This is a genomic window from Pelosinus fermentans DSM 17108 (assembly GCF_000271485.2).
Lineage (GTDB): Bacteria > Bacillota > Negativicutes > DSM-13327 > DSM-13327 > Pelosinus > Pelosinus fermentans.
This window is the reverse complement of sequence record NZ_AKVN02000001.1, coordinates 726,941-744,713: the sequence shown is the minus strand read 5'-3', so window position 1 is coordinate 744,713 and position 17,773 is coordinate 726,941. Positions and strand designations below refer to the sequence as shown.

Below are 17,773 nucleotides of genomic sequence, written 5' to 3'. Positions count from 1 at the left end.
TATGTTATCCTTTGATAATCCGGTAGCCGCTAGCCTTTCGCAGGCGATTCATGACTGCCAATCCTAAGCCCTCTTCGGAAATACCCTCTGCAAAAATCACATCTACCGAATGATCATCATAATTGCGTAGAGCCAGATACAAATTTGCAGCTATCTCTTCTACATTCTCCCGCATGCCATATACAAAAGGTATGGTGCCTACAGGCAATTTGTCGGCTGTCTGGCCAGAAATTAAGGCGCCCACCCTTTTTCCCTCTGTCAATGCTGCCGAAACCTCCTTCAAAAGCAGCTCTAGCACTTGAGGATATTCGCCTTCCACTAACACCATTGGTGCATCAGGAGCGTAATGAGTATATTTCATCCCCGGTGAGCGAGGGGCAAGTTCAAAACTCCCGCTAAGAATCGGATCCATTTCCACTTCCCCTAATGTCTCCATCAGCATTTCCAACGTAACCCCTCCCGGCCTTAGCAAGGTGGGCACTGGCGTTGTGCAATCAATAACCGTCGACTCCACTCCAATCTGACAATTGCCAGCATCCACTACAGCATCAATTTTGCCCTCCAGATCAACTAATACAGCTTGGGCATTAGTCGGGCTCGGCCTTCCTGAAATATTTGCACTGGGCGCGGCAATCGGCGTACCCGCCAAAGCGATTAGCTCACGAGCAACAACAGAATCTGGCAGACGAATCCCTACAGTCTCTAACCCTCCAGTCACAATATCCGGTACAATTGCAGCTCTTCGAAATACAATGGTAAGAGGCCCTGGCCAATACGCATTCATCAAAACTTTCGCATTATTAGGAATATGGGCAACAAGCTGTTTTAGTTCTTCTATGTGAGAAATATGTAAGATTAAAGGATTATCTGAAGGTCTTCCCTTTGCTACATAAATATTGGCTACCGCCTTTTCATCCAGACCATTTGCACCTAACCCATAAACGGTTTCTGTCGGGAAAGCTACCAACTTGCCTTGTTTTAAGAGTTCCGCTGCCTGCCCTAATACTCCTTGATCCGGATGATCTTTATCCACTATAAAATATTCAGTATGCATAATAACCCCTACCTTTATGAAATAAAACATTTACTATACAAGGAAGAAAACACTAACGCATTCTTCAAAACAGATAAACCGAATCGAACCACAAAGACGCAAAGGACACAAAGGGGTTATTTATATTTTGCGTTCTCCTTTGTGTGCCACGATAGTGGCATTGCGTCTTTGTGGTTCATTCTCTTTTACAGTCCTTCCAGCACCACAACACGCTCGATTCCGCCGTAGTCTTTTATGATGTCACTGACCTTATAATAGCCTGTTTTTTCTGCCATGTCAGCAACTAGACGAGCTTGACCAATACCAACCTCCATAGCAATGAAGCCATTGTCCGTCAGGTAGTTCCTGCCTTCTTGAACAATTCGGCGATAAAAATCCAAACCATCTTCACCGCCTGCCAAGGCTAAATTAGGTTCTTGCTGTACCTCAGGAGTAAGTCCCGGTATATCTCCTTCGGGAATATAAGGTGGATTTGATACAATCGCTGTAAATTTTTGCCCCTTAACGGGAATAAATAGATTCCCTTGATAAAAAGTCAGCCGTTGCTCGATTTGATGTTTGGCAGCATTTCTTTTCGCCACAATCAAAGCCTCTGGAGAAATATCTACAGTCGTCCCTCTCGCTACTGGCAAGTTTTTCAGCATGCTGATACAAATAGCACCGCTGCCTGTGCCAAGATCTAAAATACAAGGTTCTTCCACTAGAGCAAGACGGCTTATCGCAGCCTCCACTAGAATTTCCGTATCAGGCCTCGGAATCAGTACTGCAGGCGTAACTTCAAAGTCCAACCCCATGAATTCCTTACTTCCAATGATATAGGCCACGGGCAAACGTGCAGCCCTTTGCTTCACAGCTGCGCGAAATGCAGCCAGTTCTTTATCCTCTAAAGGCTGATCGAAATGCACATACAAATACAATCTTTCTTTCTCAAGGATATGGGAAAGCAGTACTTCCGCATCAAGACGCGGATTTTCCACACCTTTATCCAAAAAGTACTGCCGAGTCCAATTTAAAATTGCCTGTACGGTCCAAATTTCTTTCTTATTTGCCATGTTATTCACCTTGCTGCATGCGCTGACTTTGATCTGTCGCTATTAAAGCATTAATGATTTCATCAATATCACCGTTTAGAACAAAATCCAGCTTGTGCAAAGTTAATCCAATACGATGATCCGTTACCCTGCCTTGGGGGAAATTATAGGTACGAATGCGCTCACTGCGGTCTCCTGTTCCCACCTGACTTTTCCGTGTTTCAGCCAGTTCAGCCCGGGATTCTTCTTCGGCTTTTTCTAATACCTTGGCACGCAGCACCCGCATAGCCTTGTCCTTATTTTTCAGCTGGGATTTCTCATCTTGACACTGTACAACAATACCCGTAGGTAAATGTACAATCCGTACTGCGGATTCCGTTTTATTAACATGCTGACCACCTGCGCCGCTGGCACAGTACGTATCAATTCGTAAATCATTTTGATTAATTACTACATCTACTTCTTCCGCTTCCGGCAATACAGCCACGGTTACCGTAGAAGTATGAATACGCCCGCCTGATTCTGTGGTAGGAACGCGTTGTACACGATGCACACCACTTTCGAATTTCAAACGACTATAAGCACCATCACCATCAATGGTAAAAACGACTTCTTTAAAACCACCTAAATCAGGTGCATTGGCATCTAATAACTCCGTACGCCATCCTTGGGTTTCCGCATACCGAGTATACATGCGAAATAAATCGCCAGCAAACAAAGCCGCCTCATCACCGCCAGCGCCACCGCGAATTTCCACAATTACACTCTTTTCATCATTTGGATCCTTAGGCAGCAATAAAATACGTAATTCTTCATTCAATACTTCATTCCGTGCTTTTAAGTCTGACAATTCTGCCGTAACCATTTGACGAAAATCATTGTCCAGTTTATCATTCAGCATTTCAAGGGCATCGGCAATACCTTGCTGTACCTCTTTATATTCTCGAAATTTAGCCACTATAGGAAGCAATTTAGAATGAGCTTTCGTATGTTTTTGCCACTCTGCCATATTGGCAATAACCGAAGGGTCACTAATTAAATTCTCCAATTCAAGCTGTCTATCTTCAATGGCCTGCAATTTATCCAGCATGGTCATTCTCCTCTAAAAACTTTTATTTCTTCGCGACCTTCGCGGTCCATTGTTTTTTTACATAACGCTATCTATTCTATTGTTCTATTATTACATTTCTTCTACGGGACGAGCTGCTTCCAATGCCTTTATCGCAACTTCTAATTGATCATCGCTAGGTTCTCTAGTTGTTAACTTTTGCAGCAATAAACCTGGCATAATAGCAATTCCCACCCAAGCCGCCTCACTCTTTCCTGCAAAACGAATAATCTCATAGGCAAGACCTGCCACAAGCGGCATCAATATAATACGGGATACAATCCGAATCCACAAATCAGGCCAGCCTAAAAAAGCAAACATAACAATACTTACGATCATTACGATAAATAAAAAGTTGGTACCGCAGCGAGGGTGCAGCGTAGTATAGGTTCTAACGTGCTCGACATCCAATGGTACCCCTGCCTCGTAAGCATGGATCGTTTTATGTTCCGCACCATGATATTCAAACACTCGGCGAATATCCTTCATCCTGGATATCCCAATTATATACACTAAAAAGATGGCTAAACGCAGCACACCTTCCATTAGATTTAATAAACGCGGATCCGTTACCGCACTATGAATATATTTGGCTGCGTACGTTGGAATAATTACAAATAAAACAATGGCCAATCCCAAAGAAAACATCATGGTAACGGCAATTTCCTTATTTGATAATTCCTCCCCTTCATCCCCAGCTGCCTGAGCAGAAAAGGATAAAGCCTTAAGACCCTGCACCAATGATTCAACCAATGCAACAACACCCCGCAGCATCGGTTTTTTTAAAATGGGATACCGATCACTAACAGGTGTAAAAGCTTCCTGTTTTACAATAATTTCACCTGATGGTTCTCTGACCGCAGTAGCGATTATACCAGGTCCGCGCATCATTACACCTTCAATGACAGCTTGCCCACCAATACTAACTTTCGGTTTCATGGTATCCCCTCCTTGTATTATTAGTATACTCTTCTAAAACAACCATATAACTGTAAACAGCTCATCCTTCGACGTCCTAATAGGATTGCTTTTCCCATACAGATGACAGATATAAATGTAGCAGAGCATTTCTGCTCTGCTACTCCGTTTTTAGGCCTGTTGACCGTAACGTTTATTGAATTTCTCAATACGTCCACCAGCAGTGATATTACGTTGCTGACCAGTAAAGAACGGATGGCATTTTGAGCAAACATCGATACGCAGTTCTTTTTTGATAGAACCAGTTACAAAAGTGTTGCCACAACCACACATTACTTTTGCTTCACCATAATTTGGATGAATTTTATCTTTCATTTATTGCACCTCACTTTAAAGCACCTTGTAGCTTTTACCACATTATTATAGCATACCAATTTCTCCTAAGCAATATTGTTTTTCTGTTAATCACTTTAAATATTTTCCAAACCACTTCTAATTTCTGTTCGTTTAGAAAAAACGTTATAAAATTAAAAAAACATTTTGAAACGCGAAGATACGAAGAATAGGAAGAACACGAAGGGAGCTATGCTATGTTCCAATCCACCCCTTGTTTTCTTCGCGTCTTCGCGTTTCAATAATTTTTACATAACTACTCTATTTACTCATAAATTTACAATAAATTATTCGTTTGTGATCGTTTTAGTTTATTTATGATTGACTTTTTGCAATGTTACTTTTATAATGAAATCAATCGAACATTACTGAAAATACAGTTTATTTGGAGAGGTGCGTATATGTTTGCTGAAGAAAGACGTAATAAAATTATAAAAATGATTCAATCCAGACAGCCCGTTAAAGTAATTGATCTTAGTTCATTATTCGCCGTATCTGAAGCTACCATACGCCGAGACTTGCAAGAACTTGAAAACTCAGGTCTTGTCCAGCGAACCCATGGAGGCGCCGTATCATCTCAGTTAGGCTCAGAGCTTAGTTTCCACGACCGGGAAGTCTTTTTCTTAGAGGAAAAAAGGGCTATCGCCGCTCTAGCTGCTGACATGGTACAAGATGGTGAAACAATTTTATTAGATGCCGGTACAACCACCCGAGAAATCGCTCGCGCATTATGCGGGAAAAAATTAACGGTTGCAACAAACAGTATGGATGTGGCTTCTGTTTTTGCCGAAGAGGTGGATATCGAAGTACTGTTATTAGGTGGCACTTGGCGAAAGTCCATTAATTCTCTCATTGGTCCACTCACCAATTCCATGCTCAAACTCTTTTCCTTTGACAAATTGTTTCTCGCCGCCAATGGAATCGACTGTACCTTAGGAGTCACAACAAAACATCTTGCAGAAGCAGAAACAAAAAGAGCAATGATTGCGGCCAGTCAATCGATTATATTAGTAGCAGATCATTCTAAATTTGAAAAAAGAACATTTTCTAAAATTTGCAATGTAGATGAATTATCTGCAATCATCACCGATAACAGCATTAATAAAGATACCTTAGAAACTCTGCGAAATTATACTCAGGTTATAATTCCTGAAAGCACCCATTTAATAAGGGAGGTGAATCTCATTGAATAATACGCTCCCCATTGTAACCGTTACCTTAAATCCAGCCCTTGACCGCACCTTGCATCTGCCTAGCTTTACATTAGGAAAAGTAAACCGAGTGGATACGGAGCGTACGGACCCTGGAGGCAAAGGCATTAATGTAGCTAAGGTTATAACTGCCCTTGGACATCCCGTAGTTGTAACAGGATTTCTTGGAAAGAAAAATGCGTATACATTCCAAGACTATTTTAAACAGGAAAATATTGTTGACCGTTTCGTAAAGACCTCCGGAGAAAATCGCGAAAACATTAAAATCGTTGATACTGCAACGGATGTAGTGAGCGAACTAAACTTCCCCGGCATAATGCCAACAACAGCCGATTTGAAAAACCTCGAAGACATTCTGCGTAAACTGGCTGTCAACCATAAATGGTTTGTACTTTCCGGCAGCCTGCCGCTAACAGTCCCTACCGATATCTATGCAACCTTCATCGAAATGCTGCATCAATATGATTGTAACGTTATATTAGATACCAGTGGCCCCGCCTTATCTGCAGGTATTGCTGCCAAACCTTTCGCAGTCAAACCAAATCTGCCGGAATTAAGCCAACTCATGCAGGCACCTATGGAATCTGATAACGATATATTAGGAGCCGTAAAACAGCTGCTCCGTCAGGGAATCTCTCAAGTAGCAATTTCCCTGGGAGAAAAAGGTTCCTTAGTTGGTGATTGTCAGCAAATCCTACGAGCTAAAGCCCCTGTCGTCCCTGTCAGCAGTACTGTAGGAGCTGGCGATGCTTTTGTTGCAGGCTTTAGCGTAGGGCAAGCACGCAGCTTATCTCTGGCCGACAGCATTCGTTTAGCATCTGCTGCTGCCGGTGCATCCGTAATACTTCCTGGTACCCAGGCAGCCTCTTTATCAGACGTAAATAAATTGATCCATAAAATACAAATAGAAGAGTGGAGGTAATCAACTATGAATATACAAGAATTATTATCAGCCTCAAGAGTTAAATTCCATTTAACATCCAATAACAAATTGGACGTCATCAATGAACTTATTGAAGTTCTCAATCAAGATGGCAAGCTTTCAGATAAAGACAAGTATAAAGAAGCTGTGCTACGTCGCGAGAAGGAATTTTCTACTGGAATCGGTATGGGAATTGCAATTCCTCATGCTAAAGACAGCAGCGTTAAAGAGGCGGCTTTAACACTAGGCATCTCAAAGGCGGGAATTGATTATGAAGCACTCGATGGCAGCCTGGCCCATATCTTTTTCCTAATTGCCGTCCCTGCCGAATCCAATGATGTCCACCTGAAAGTATTATCCTATATCTCTCGAAAACTCATGCATCAGGAAATCAGAGACCGTTTATTATCCGCCGCCACTTACGAAGAAATACTAGCGGCCTTCAAAGACTAGACCAAACAAGAATCTGGTTTATAGCGAAGTTTTTCCACCAGGACATAGCCTCGTTATAAACTCCTTATTTTCCCTAATATGAATAGAGGAGGATTGTATCATGAAATTATTAGCCATTACATCATGCCCAACAGGTATTGCCCATACCTATATGGCGGCGGAATCTCTGCAGATGGCTGCAAAAGCCATGGGAATTGAAATTAAGGTAGAAACAAGAGGCTCTGTGGGTGTGGAAAATGAAATCACCCCACAAGACATCAAAGAAGCTCATGCGCTTATTATTGCAGCAGATACCCAAGTCGATAGAGAACAATTCGCGGGATTACCTATTATTAATGCTCCTGTACAAGAAGCCATTAAAAATCCGAAAGGACTCATCGAAAGCGCAATGAACGCAAAAAAACCAAACAGCCCGGATGAGAAAATTACAGCGTCAAAAGAGCCCGAGAAGAATAAACGCAGCGGTCCATACAAACATCTTATGACCGGCGTTTCTTATATGATTCCCCTAGTATCCGCCGGTGGTTTAATTATTGCTTTATCTTTCATTTTCGGTATTGATGCTGCTAAAGAAAAGGGAACATTAGCTGCAGCTTTAATGGACATTGGCGGCGGTGCTGCTTTTGCCCTCATGGTACCATTATTAGCAGGTTTCATTGCCCACTCCATCGCCGACCGTCCTGGTCTGGTTCCCGGTCTTGTCGGCGGCATGCTGGCGGCCCAAATCGGTTCTGGATTCCTGGGTGGCATTATTGCCGGTTTTTGCGCTGGTTATATTGCTTTATGGATTCGAAATTATGTAAAACTTCCCAAAAGCTTAGAAGGTTTAAAACCTGTACTTATTATTCCATTCTTCTCTACTCTACTGGTCGGACTTTTAATGGTTTATGTTATCGGCACCCCAGTCAAAGCCATTATGGATCTCATGACTCAAACATTAAAAGGCATGACTTCTGCCAATGCAGGATTCCTGGGGCTTATCCTCGGCGGAATGATGGCCTTTGATATGGGTGGCCCTATCAATAAAGCTGCTTATGCCTTTGGCGTGGCTTTATTAAGCAGCAGTGTGTTTGAACCAATGGCAGCCATTATGGCTGCTGGCATGACACCTCCTTTAGGGTTGGCCTTAGCTACCGTTCTGGCTAAAAACAAGTTTACGCCAGAAGAACAAGAAGCTGGTAAAGCGGCCTCTGTTATGGGCATCTCATTTATTACAGAAGGTGCTATTCCCTTTGCAGCAGCAGATCCCTTCCGGGTTATTCCCGCACTTGTAGCTGGTTCTGCAATTACAGGAGCATTATCCATGTTATTTAATTGTGCTTTACGCGCACCTCACGGTGGTATTTTTGTCCTCTTAATTCCAAACGCTGTAAGTAATCTTGGCATGTATGTTGCAGCTATTGCCATTGGAACGATTCTCACGGCTCTTCTGATTATCCTCTTAAAAAAGAGTCCTGCTAAATAAGACTCACAATTTATATTCAAGTTTTTCAGCGCTGCTAGAAAACAAACACAGAGAACACAAAAGACGTATTGATTCTACGCCTTTGTGTTCTCTGTTCCTGCATAAGCGTCTTTTGTGCCTTTGCGTTTCAACGGCTATGTTTTATGAGTCTGTTTCTATTTGTCGTAAATTTCTGAATTTTAATCGATTTCTTCTTTGAATCTGGAAGGAGTTCCTTTTTTCTGCGAAGAACTCTTATGTATTACGATAAGGGAGGTCTTGCTATGTCTATCAAAAACATAGTCTTAGCCTTTGACGGTTCTGATGGCAGCAACAAGGCATTACGGTGGACCATTGACTTCGCCAAAGAAAATAGAGCCCAGACACATATCACCACTATTTTTGAATCAATGGCCCTACTGGCAATTGAAACAGCTTCGAATGTGACAGCACTGGAAAAATCTCGTCGTGCTCACATTAGCGAGTTAACAGATTTGGCTAAGTCCCTTTATACAGAGCATAATGTACCAGCTACAGTGGTTACTTTAGAAGGCAATCCTGCGGATGCGATTATCAAGTATGCTCAAAAAATCAATGCAGACATTATCATTTGCGGCACCCGAGGACACGGCGGATTTGGTGCCTTATTGTTAGGCAGCGTCGCCCACAAATTGGTAACCTACTCGAAAATACCGGTATTGGTCGTTAAGTAAAAAAGAACGGTTGAAACGCGAAGACGCAAAGCCGCTTACGCGGACACGAAGGGCGCGAAGGGGAAAATTAAATACCCCTTCGCGCCCTTTGTAATACTTCGCGCCCTTCGCGGTTAATTGCTTTGTTTTACAGAATGCTCCTCGTTTTCTGATCATTTATTATGCAAATTCATAGCTTTATTCATGCCTTGCTCTAGGATACTCTCCGTTGCATCAGCAGCTTTTTCAATGGCTGATTTCACTAAAGGCTGTTCTTCAGCAGTAAAAGAACTCAGAACATAGTCCACTACCTGCCATCCTGCAGGAGGACGACCGATACCTACACGAACCCTGGGAAAAGAATCCTTGCTTAAATGTGTTAATAAAGATTCAATGCCCCGATGTCCTCCTGAACCCCCTTTCATTCGTAAACGCAAGCGACCTGTAGGCAAATCCATATCATCAAAAATAATAATAATATCTTCTACGGCAACCTTATACCAACGAGCCAGTTCTCCCACAGCCACGCCGCTCAAATTCATATATGTCTGAGGCTTAACCAGTAATATGGTGTCATTTCCTTTATATTCAGCAACCAATGCCTCTTTCTGATTTCTCCATCTATCAATGCCTAAGCGCTGAGCCAATTCATCAACAACCATAAAACCTATATTATGGCGAGTTGCGCTATATTGCTGCCCTGGATTACCAAGGCCTACTACGATTTTCACCCTTTCACGTCCTCCGTTTTTTCTAAGATTTCATCCACGGTTACAAATTTATACCCCTGCGCCGACAGAATTTGAATAATATGTCGCGCCGCTTCTACACTTTGTATACGAGAAGCCTGAGACGTTATGCCATCTCCGTCATGCAGAAGAATAATGGAACCATTTTTCACTTTCTTTACGGTACGCTCCACAATAACATCCACACCCGGATTGGTCCAATCACGGCTCATAACAGACCACTCCACAACCTTCAAGTTACGTTCTGCCATCATCTCCATGACTACAGGATCACGAAAGCCATGAGGCGGCCTCATAAGGTGCGGTTTTACACCTGAAGCTGCTAAAATCGCCTTATTGGTATTATCGATTTCTTTTGCAATATCCTTGCGATTTGCTTTTAATAAGTCAATATGATGATAGGTATGATTTCCAATCTGGTGTCCCTCATCAGCAATACGTTTTACCAGTTCAGGATATTTTTCAACATTTTGCCCAACAACAAAGAAAGTAGCAGGTACATGATATTCTTTTAGCACATCCAGTACTTGCTCTGTATATGGCGGGTACGGACCATCATCAAAAGTAAGTGCTACCACCTTCTGCGTAGTTTTAGTATTGGAAAACACTCTGCCAAACACATCATTTTCTGGCAGTACAGCGCTCAAAGTTAAAAAAATACCCGCCGTAATCCCCAATATAGCTAAGCTCATTCCCATACGCATCGGCTTTTTTAAAACATTACGATAATCTAGCACTAAACCAACGATTACAATTATGGTTAGTAGTCCCAGCATATTAATCAAGCGTATTTCTAGATCAAACATGATGACGCTCCATTTCTTTAAACATAATCAACCACTTGCCCTGAGAATCTTCTGTATAACCAGCAGGGATAAAATCCCATTTCTTATATAATGAAAGAGCAGCAGCATTATTAGGACGCACTTCCAAACGCACGAGGGTTGCCTTTCTTTGGGAGAAATATTGAATTGCTTTGTCTAAAAGCTTACCAGCCACCCCTTGCCCCCGAACCTCCTGTGCTACAGCAATGGATAAAATCCGAGCATTGGCCCTTTTCATAGGAGTTACAGCAGAAGAGAGAAATGCTATTTTATTCATGACAATCACCTTCACAGGGTGCAAGCCAAACCCATACTGTCCCGTTAGCCAGCGCCACGCCCATCGCAGCAAATGCCCTCTTGATAATGCCCTGAACCATAGATTCGATAATTGTGTGGGGGCAAAGCAGTAACCAACCACTTTTCCTGATAACGTGCGAGCCACTAATGCAGCCTGGGGTTCTGCCTGGTATACTAATGTAAATACATCCTGCATGGCCTGGGGTTTTGGCAGCTTCCCTCCGCAATGATGCCGTACACTCTCATCAAAACTTGCGGTAAATAAAGCTGCAATAGCTGAAATATCAGCGATCCCAGCCTGCTCTATGCTTATTTCCCCATTTGCTCCCCACTTTTCCATTATCATCACCAACCTTACTGGAATTATATCATATGACAGACAGAGAAAAAACATCAGAAACGCAGGTTGGAATATCTTACTTAAACCAGAGGATAAAGGCAAAAACCTTTTGAAACACGAAGATACGAAGAGTAGGAAGGACAGGTCGGGAACCATATTATATCCTACCTGTCCTTCGCATCTTCGCGCCTTCGCGTTTCAATTTTTTTCTCTTATAACTTATAATTTCTAGTATAGCAAAAAGCAGGACGCATGATGCGCCCTGTTTCTTTGCGATATGGATTATTCGTCAAACATTCTACTTACTGGAAGTTCACCAAAAATCCTAAGAATGGCCTCACCCAAAAGAGGCGCAATCGATAATACCCTTATTTTTGCATTTTCTTTTTCTGGAGGTAAAGGAATCGTATTGGTAATTACAAGTTCTTTAATCGTGGATGCTTCAATGCGAGCCACAGCAGGATCACTTAAAACACCATGTGTACAACAGGCATAGACTTCCTTTGCACCAAATTTAATTAATGCATTAGCACCTTCTGTCAAAGATCCAGCCGTATCTACAATATCATCAATCATAACAGCGGTTCTTCCTTCTACATTACCAATCAAATTCATGACTTCTGCTACACCAGGCATGGGGCGGCGTTTTTCAATAATTGCAATCGGTGCATGCAGTCGATCTGCTAATTGTCTCGCCCGGGTAACGCCACCCAAATCCGGCGATACAACAATCAGATCATCTAAATTCTTAGAACGAACATAATCAGCTAATAAAGGCACACCCGGCATGTGATCTACAGGAATATCAAAGAATCCCTGAATCTGCCCTGCATGCAAGTCCACTGTCAAGACACGATTCACTCCAGCGGTCGTCAATAAATCCGCAATGAGTTTCGCAGAAATGGGCTCACGTCCCCGGGTTTTGCGATCTTGCCTCGCATAAGCATAATAAGGAATTACCGCCGTAACTGTACGCGCAGAAGCCCGTTTAGCAGCATCTACCATAATTAAAAGTTCCATCATGCTGTCATTCACAGGATTACAAGTAGGTTGCACAATAAATACATCTTTACCGCGCACACTCTCATCAATGATGACTTGCGTCTCTCCGTTGTTAAAATGCCCCACAAAAGCATTCCCCATAGTAAGACCCAAATGGTCAGCAATCTCCTTGGCCAACCCTGGATTGGCATTACCGGAAAAAATCCGCAATCTCTTCATATCTTCCATTGTAAAACGTTACCTCCTGATTATGCTTTTTGTCACAGAATACATCTATCATAAACGCATTAAAGGGCTATTATCGATTCTCTAATGCTACCTATTTTTTTTGCAACACAGTACTATTTCTTGGTTACCCAGCCCTCAATATTGCTTTGGCGAGATCTGGCTACACCTAATGCGTCTGCTGGCACATTCTTCGTAATTGTTGAGCCCGCAGCTACATAAGCGCCTTTCCCTACCGTCACAGGTGCTACTAAATTGGTATTACAACCAATAAAAGCTCCATCCTCAATCGTAGTGCGATTCTTGTTCTTACCATCATAATTTACCGTTATGGTGCCTGAGCCAATATTAACCTTTTCTCCCATATCCGTATCACCAATATAGCTTAAATGAGGAATCTTACTCCCTACTCCAACTTGAGAATTCTTAACCTCTACAAAATTCCCAATTTTAACACCTTTTGCTAACACCGTATTGGGCCGCAAGTGAACATAAGGACCCACTATCGCATCATCACCCACTTCGCAATCATGGGCATAGATAAAATGCAAGGTAGCGCAATCGCCAATCTTGCTATTTTTAATACGGCTATTTGGCCCGATCTGACAATTCTCTCCAATCACCGTAGATCCTTCAATCCATGTAAAAGGATAAATTACAGTATCAGCACCGATAGAAACTTCCTGGTCAATAAAGGTACTGTCAATATCCATGATGGTAACACCATGATCCATTAATTCTTTTAACTTCCGCTTTCTAAATATCTTTTCTGCTTCAGCTAATTGCATACGAGAATTAATTCCAAGTGTTTCCTGGAAATCATCTACGCCCACAGCCCATACCTTAGCATGAGATGTTGCTAATATACCAATTACATCAGTTAAGTAATACTCGCCCTGCATATTATCGCAATTGGTATTCTGCAATGCTTCAAACAAAGCAGCACGCTCAAAACAGTAAATTCCTGTATTAATTTCATTAACAGCAAGTTCCCTGCTATTGGCATCTTTTTGTTCTACAATCTTTAAGACTCGCCCACTGGCATCACGAACCACACGTCCATAACCCGTTGGATTCTCCATGCGAGCTGTTAACACTGTAGCCGATGCGTTTGCAGCTTTATGCTCAGCATAGAGTCTTTCAAGGGTTTCTCCTTTTAGCAAGGGTGTATCACCACATAACACCATAACGGTTCCATCAAATTCCTGCAAGAAATCCCTGGCCTGCATAACAGCATGGCCTGTTCCCAGTTGTTCCTTTTGTACAACAAACTCTGCTTGCTTTCCTAACGTTGCTTCAACACATTCTGCTCCAAAGCCAACAATCACAACTTTTTCTTTAGCTCCAGCCATATGAGCTGCATCCAGCACATGCTGCACCATTGGCTTACCACCAATCTGATGTAACACCTTGGGCAAGGTCGACTTCATTCGTGTACCCTTACCTGCCGCTAAAACCACCGCTAGTAAATCAGACATTAACCTTCCTCCATTCCATCCAGACTCGATCCTTCTTAAAGAAGACTTGATTGGCGGTGGAGTTTTAACGCCACCGCCAGTCGCAGCCGAACTTATCCGATCTTCACCTAATCATTGGGTAATGAATTTTGTATCCATTCCCCCCAAACTTCTTTAATTTTCGACATCAATTTCAACATTCCTGCCTAAAATACTAAAGTTTAATAATAATGAATATTCTAGTACCTTGACAAAGTTATATTTTGTTTAACTCGGTCAAGGTACTAGTACCTTATCAGCCTTAATCCAGTGAATACTGGCGGTCTATTTTCCGCACCACTTCGTTGTCGTCAGTTAGCATACTAACGGTATGCCTCCTTCCTCCGCCTTGCGCTGCGAAAAATAGCCTCGCCATTCTCTACTGCTTTAAGACTGACAAGGTACTAGATAATCTTAGCGCTATATCCATGCTTACGTAAATTGGTTAAAATCTGCTCCGTGTGCAGTGCATCCCGTGTCTCTAAGCTAATCTCGATAATCGCCTGCCCGATTGGCACATTCTGTTCTACCCTATCATGAAAAACAGCAATTACATTTGCCCTTGAATTTGCAATTACCGTTAATAATTGCTGTAATAAACCCGGGCGATCTGTAATTTGCGTAGAAATTTTAATACGGCGGCCAGCCTTAACCAGTCCCCGTTCAATAATGCGAGAAATGAAATTGACATCAACATTTCCTCCAGACACCACGCTAACCACTTTGCCATGGGCTGGAATTTTATGATTGAGTATAGCAGCCAAAGCAATGGCTCCAGCACCTTCTACCATTAACTTTGCTCTTTCTAACATCATTAAAATGGTACCAGCAATCGCCTCATCATCCACTACAACAATATCATCCACATACTGCTCTACAATAGGGAAAGTAATATCCCCAGGTATTTTAACAGCAATACCATCGGCAATTGTCGTAGCATCTGGCGTACTTTTAAGCACATGAGCATGTTTCGACATATACATTGCCGGAGCGCCTTGAGCTTGCACACCATAAATTTTCACATGAGGCGCCAATTCTTTTACGGCTAATGCAATACCCGCAATCAATCCCCCGCCACCTATGGGAACTACGATGGCAGAAACATCTTCAAGTTCCTGGAGTATTTCAAGCCCGATGGTCCCTTGCCCGGCAATGACCGCTTCATCATTAAAAGCATGAATAAAAGTCTGTTTCGTCTCTACTTCTAATTCCTGGGCTTTATGAAAAGCATCATCATACACCGTTCCACTCAAAACAACTTCAGCACCATACCCCCGGGTAGCCATCACCTTAGCTAAAGGTGCGATCTCAGGCATTACAATCGTAGCCTTTGTTTTCATCATTCTGGCAGCATAAGCTACCCCTTGTGCATGATTACCTGCGGAAGCTGCAATAACCCCCCTCGCTTTTTCCTCTGTCGTTAGAGAATGGATCTTATTATAAGCACCGCGTAATTTAAATGACCCTGTTTTTTGCAAATTTTCTAGTTTTAAATATACATCATAACCAGCCATGCCGCTAAATGTAACACTTTTATCCAGAGGTGTATGATGAACCACATTGTACATTGCTTGATGAGCTTGCTGAACATCTGCCAAACTAATATTTTTTTGCATATCACTTTTCCTCCATATGTAAGAGCATCCTTATTTTTAACTCGTTTTCCCCAATTTATGAATGGATATACAATTCTTTCTACAATACGGGTCGAATGTCAATCATCTTAGTATGCTGCCCAACATCGTGGAGCATCAATAATGCCAAATAATCTTCTATTAATTTTTTTTCCGGTTCAATGGTTGCGATGAGTACACCGGTACCTACCACTTGAGCCCCCACCTCATTTGCCAGATCAATCATTCCCTGAGCTGTACCCCCAGCTTTCATAAAATCATCAATCACTAATACTTTAGATCCGGATGGCAATGCCCGTCTAGGCAGAGACATAGTTTGAATCCGTTTGGTAGAGCCCGTCACATAGTTGATACTTACTGAAGGTCCCTCTGTAACTTTACTCCCTTGCCGCACAATGACCAAAGGCAGACCAAAAGCCCGGGCAGTAGAAAATGCCAAGGGAATCCCTTTGGTTTCCACGGTCATAACATAATCAGGGGTTACACTGGAAAATCTTGCCCTGAAAATTTCGCCAGCCTGCATCATTAATTCAGGCGTGAATAAAATATCCGACATGTACAAAAATCCTCCAGGAATGATCCTGTCTGGATCGGAAAGCTGCTTTGCCATCTGCGTCAACATATGATTAATGCGTTCCTCCGAAGGATATGGCACATATTTTACGCCACCAGATGCTCCTGATACGGTTTGCACTGTTCCTAAGCCGAATTCCTGCATGGATTGTTTTATTGTTACCATATCTTCACTTAAAGTTGACTTTGCTGTACTAAACAAGTTACTAAAGTGTCCTAATGAAAATAAATGCCCTGGCATATCCATTAGCATTTTGGTGAGGGCTACGATTCTTTCTACTCTCCGTACCTTAGTCATTACTTTTTATCCTCCATCATGAAAACACCGAATATTATTATATTTTTTAATATTTTCATTCACTTTCTCCGCAAAAAATGAAATACCTGCAAGATATGTACTTTTTTTATATTATATCACTATTTTTGAAAAAGTTATAAAAAATATAACATAAAAAGAACGTTTTGAACACAGAGGGCACAGAGATCCACAGAGAAAAATAAAAAAATCCCCTCCTTTGTGTCCTTCGTGTACGCGCCAGCGTCTTTGCGTCTTCGCGTTTCAACCGTTCTTTTACCTGTCATTGCTTATAAGAAAAGACTTGGCGTATGCCAAGTCTTGCTGGTCTATATTATATACGGAAAGAAAAGGTAGTCCGTACCAACTCTAAGTCACTAGGTTTGTCTACATCAATCCCCAACTCAGGATAGCTGGACTGAACCACAGAGCCGGTGATACCCAATAAGATCTCCACTCTTTCTTTTACTTTAGTCAAGCTTAATGTGCCCAGTAAAAATTGTAAAACAAATCCCCATCCTAATAAGCAGCAAAGTTTAAATGGATTCTTGCGATTATTGATCAATCTTTCAGCTACAGTCAGGCATTGAGGTACAATTGCCGGATTCACCAAAAAAATATTGCCGCCAGTATAGGTTCCATCTTTAAATCTCACATACGTACGTTTGCTTTGGGGATAACATTTATTATTGATTTCTTTACTCACAATCGGATAATACAAATCGGCCTCGACCTCGTCACATTGACGAAGAAAATCAGTAATGGCATCTGGTGTTAAAAGAGGAATATCAGCCGTAACGATTAATACCTTATTCTCATGTCCAAGAGCCTTGATCCCTAGTTGAATCGTTTCAATAAGGGTACGGCCTCCCTCAAGTAAAATAGTATCTTTAGGAAAGGTACATTTTTTTAATTGTAGAATTGGTCCCATGATAAAAATCCGTTTCACCTGGAGGGAAGCAGCCAATGCATCTGCCACAAAGGTCACCATAGGCTTACCAGCTATTTCAATCATCGCCTCATACGGCTGAGATGAAAACTTAGTCAAATGTTCATTATTTTCACCGCCAGCCAGTATAATGGCATCATACATAAACCCAAACCTCCCATGC

18 protein-coding genes are annotated in these 17,773 nt (G+C 42.1%); 5 read left to right on the top strand and 13 right to left on the bottom strand.

Features of this window, described 5'->3' with window-relative positions; genetic code table 11:
• Positions 1–4: 4 nt before the first annotated feature.
• From FR7_RS03365 to rpmE, 5 genes are all read right to left on the bottom strand, one after another.
• Positions 5–1,054: an L-threonylcarbamoyladenylate synthase gene (locus tag FR7_RS03365; protein WP_007952012.1), complete on the bottom strand. Its 1,050-nt coding sequence runs from the start codon at positions 1,052–1,054 to the stop codon at positions 5–7.
• 185 nt (positions 1,055–1,239) lie between these two features.
• Positions 1,240–2,106 carry a peptide chain release factor N(5)-glutamine methyltransferase gene (prmC, locus tag FR7_RS03360; protein WP_007952011.1) on the bottom strand — a complete coding sequence of 289 codons (867 nt, stop codon included), beginning with the start codon at positions 2,104–2,106 and terminating at the stop codon, positions 1,240–1,242.
• Position 2,107: 1 nt separating this feature from the next.
• On the bottom strand, positions 2,108–3,175 hold the full coding sequence (prfA, locus tag FR7_RS03355; RefSeq protein WP_007938843.1) for a peptide chain release factor 1: 1,068 nt from the start codon (positions 3,173–3,175) through the stop codon (positions 2,108–2,110).
• A gap of 90 nt (positions 3,176–3,265) precedes the next feature.
• On the bottom strand, positions 3,266–4,132 hold the full coding sequence (locus FR7_RS03350; protein WP_007938841.1) for a DUF1385 domain-containing protein: 867 nt from the start codon (positions 4,130–4,132) through the stop codon (positions 3,266–3,268).
• Positions 4,133–4,282: 150 nt separating this feature from the next.
• On the bottom strand, positions 4,283–4,486 hold the full coding sequence (gene rpmE, locus FR7_RS03345; protein ID WP_007938839.1) for a 50S ribosomal protein L31: 204 nt from the start codon (positions 4,484–4,486) through the stop codon (positions 4,283–4,285).
• 419 nt (positions 4,487–4,905) lie between these two features.
• Between rpmE and FR7_RS03340 the strand changes: the two genes are divergently transcribed.
• The 5 genes from FR7_RS03340 to FR7_RS03320 all read left to right on the top strand — a co-directional run bounded on the left by FR7_RS03340 (position 4,906) and on the right by FR7_RS03320 (position 9,247).
• Positions 4,906–5,697, top strand: coding sequence for a DeoR/GlpR family DNA-binding transcription regulator (locus FR7_RS03340; RefSeq protein ID WP_007938837.1), 792 nt, complete (start codon positions 4,906–4,908; stop codon positions 5,695–5,697).
• Positions 5,690–6,637, top strand: coding sequence for a 1-phosphofructokinase (gene pfkB / locus FR7_RS03335; RefSeq protein WP_007938832.1), 948 nt, complete (start codon positions 5,690–5,692; stop codon positions 6,635–6,637). Before FR7_RS03340 ends, pfkB begins: the two co-directional genes overlap by 8 nt.
• 6 nt (positions 6,638–6,643) lie before the next feature.
• Entirely contained in the window at positions 6,644–7,090 is a 447-nt protein-coding gene (locus tag FR7_RS03330; RefSeq protein ID WP_007938830.1) for a PTS sugar transporter subunit IIA, read from the top strand.
• A 100-nt stretch (positions 7,091–7,190) separates the two neighbouring features.
• Positions 7,191–8,555 (top strand): fructose-specific PTS transporter subunit EIIC, encoded by a 1,365-nt coding sequence (locus FR7_RS03325; RefSeq protein ID WP_007938829.1) that lies wholly within the window; start codon positions 7,191–7,193, stop codon positions 8,553–8,555.
• A gap of 263 nt (positions 8,556–8,818) precedes the next feature.
• On the top strand, positions 8,819–9,247 hold the full coding sequence (locus FR7_RS03320; RefSeq protein ID WP_007938827.1) for a universal stress protein: 429 nt from the start codon (positions 8,819–8,821) through the stop codon (positions 9,245–9,247).
• A 152-nt stretch (positions 9,248–9,399) separates the two neighbouring features.
• Here FR7_RS03320 and pth read toward each other — a convergent pair whose 3' ends face one another.
• From pth to FR7_RS03280, 8 genes are all read right to left on the bottom strand, one after another.
• Positions 9,400–9,957 (bottom strand): aminoacyl-tRNA hydrolase, encoded by a 558-nt coding sequence (gene pth, locus FR7_RS03315; protein ID WP_007952009.1) that lies wholly within the window; start codon positions 9,955–9,957, stop codon positions 9,400–9,402.
• A complete protein-coding gene (locus FR7_RS03310) occupies positions 9,954–10,781 on the bottom strand; it encodes a polysaccharide deacetylase family protein (RefSeq protein WP_007952007.1) in 828 nt (275 codons plus the stop codon). The genes pth and FR7_RS03310 overlap by 4 nt, the downstream gene beginning before the upstream one ends.
• Entirely contained in the window at positions 10,774–11,436 is a 663-nt protein-coding gene (locus FR7_RS03305) for a GNAT family N-acetyltransferase (RefSeq protein ID WP_017531299.1), read from the bottom strand. The genes FR7_RS03310 and FR7_RS03305 overlap by 8 nt, the downstream gene beginning before the upstream one ends.
• Positions 11,437–11,718: 282 nt before the next feature.
• Positions 11,719–12,666, bottom strand: coding sequence for a ribose-phosphate diphosphokinase (locus FR7_RS03300; RefSeq protein WP_007938817.1), 948 nt, complete (start codon positions 12,664–12,666; stop codon positions 11,719–11,721).
• Positions 12,667–12,779: 113 nt separating this feature from the next.
• Positions 12,780–14,141 carry a bifunctional UDP-N-acetylglucosamine diphosphorylase/glucosamine-1-phosphate N-acetyltransferase GlmU gene (glmU, locus tag FR7_RS03295; protein WP_007952005.1) on the bottom strand — a complete coding sequence of 454 codons (1,362 nt, stop codon included), beginning with the start codon at positions 14,139–14,141 and terminating at the stop codon, positions 12,780–12,782.
• A gap of 422 nt (positions 14,142–14,563) precedes the next feature.
• Positions 14,564–15,775 (bottom strand): threonine ammonia-lyase, encoded by a 1,212-nt coding sequence (gene ilvA, locus FR7_RS03290; RefSeq protein ID WP_007938815.1) that lies wholly within the window; start codon positions 15,773–15,775, stop codon positions 14,564–14,566.
• A 79-nt stretch (positions 15,776–15,854) separates the two neighbouring features.
• Entirely contained in the window at positions 15,855–16,664 is an 810-nt protein-coding gene (purR, locus tag FR7_RS03285; RefSeq protein WP_007938814.1) for a pur operon repressor, read from the bottom strand.
• Between the two features lie 331 nt (positions 16,665–16,995).
• On the bottom strand, positions 16,996–17,754 hold the full coding sequence (locus FR7_RS03280) for a nucleotidyltransferase family protein (protein WP_007938813.1): 759 nt from the start codon (positions 17,752–17,754) through the stop codon (positions 16,996–16,998).
• Between the last annotated feature and the right edge of the window lie 19 nt (positions 17,755–17,773).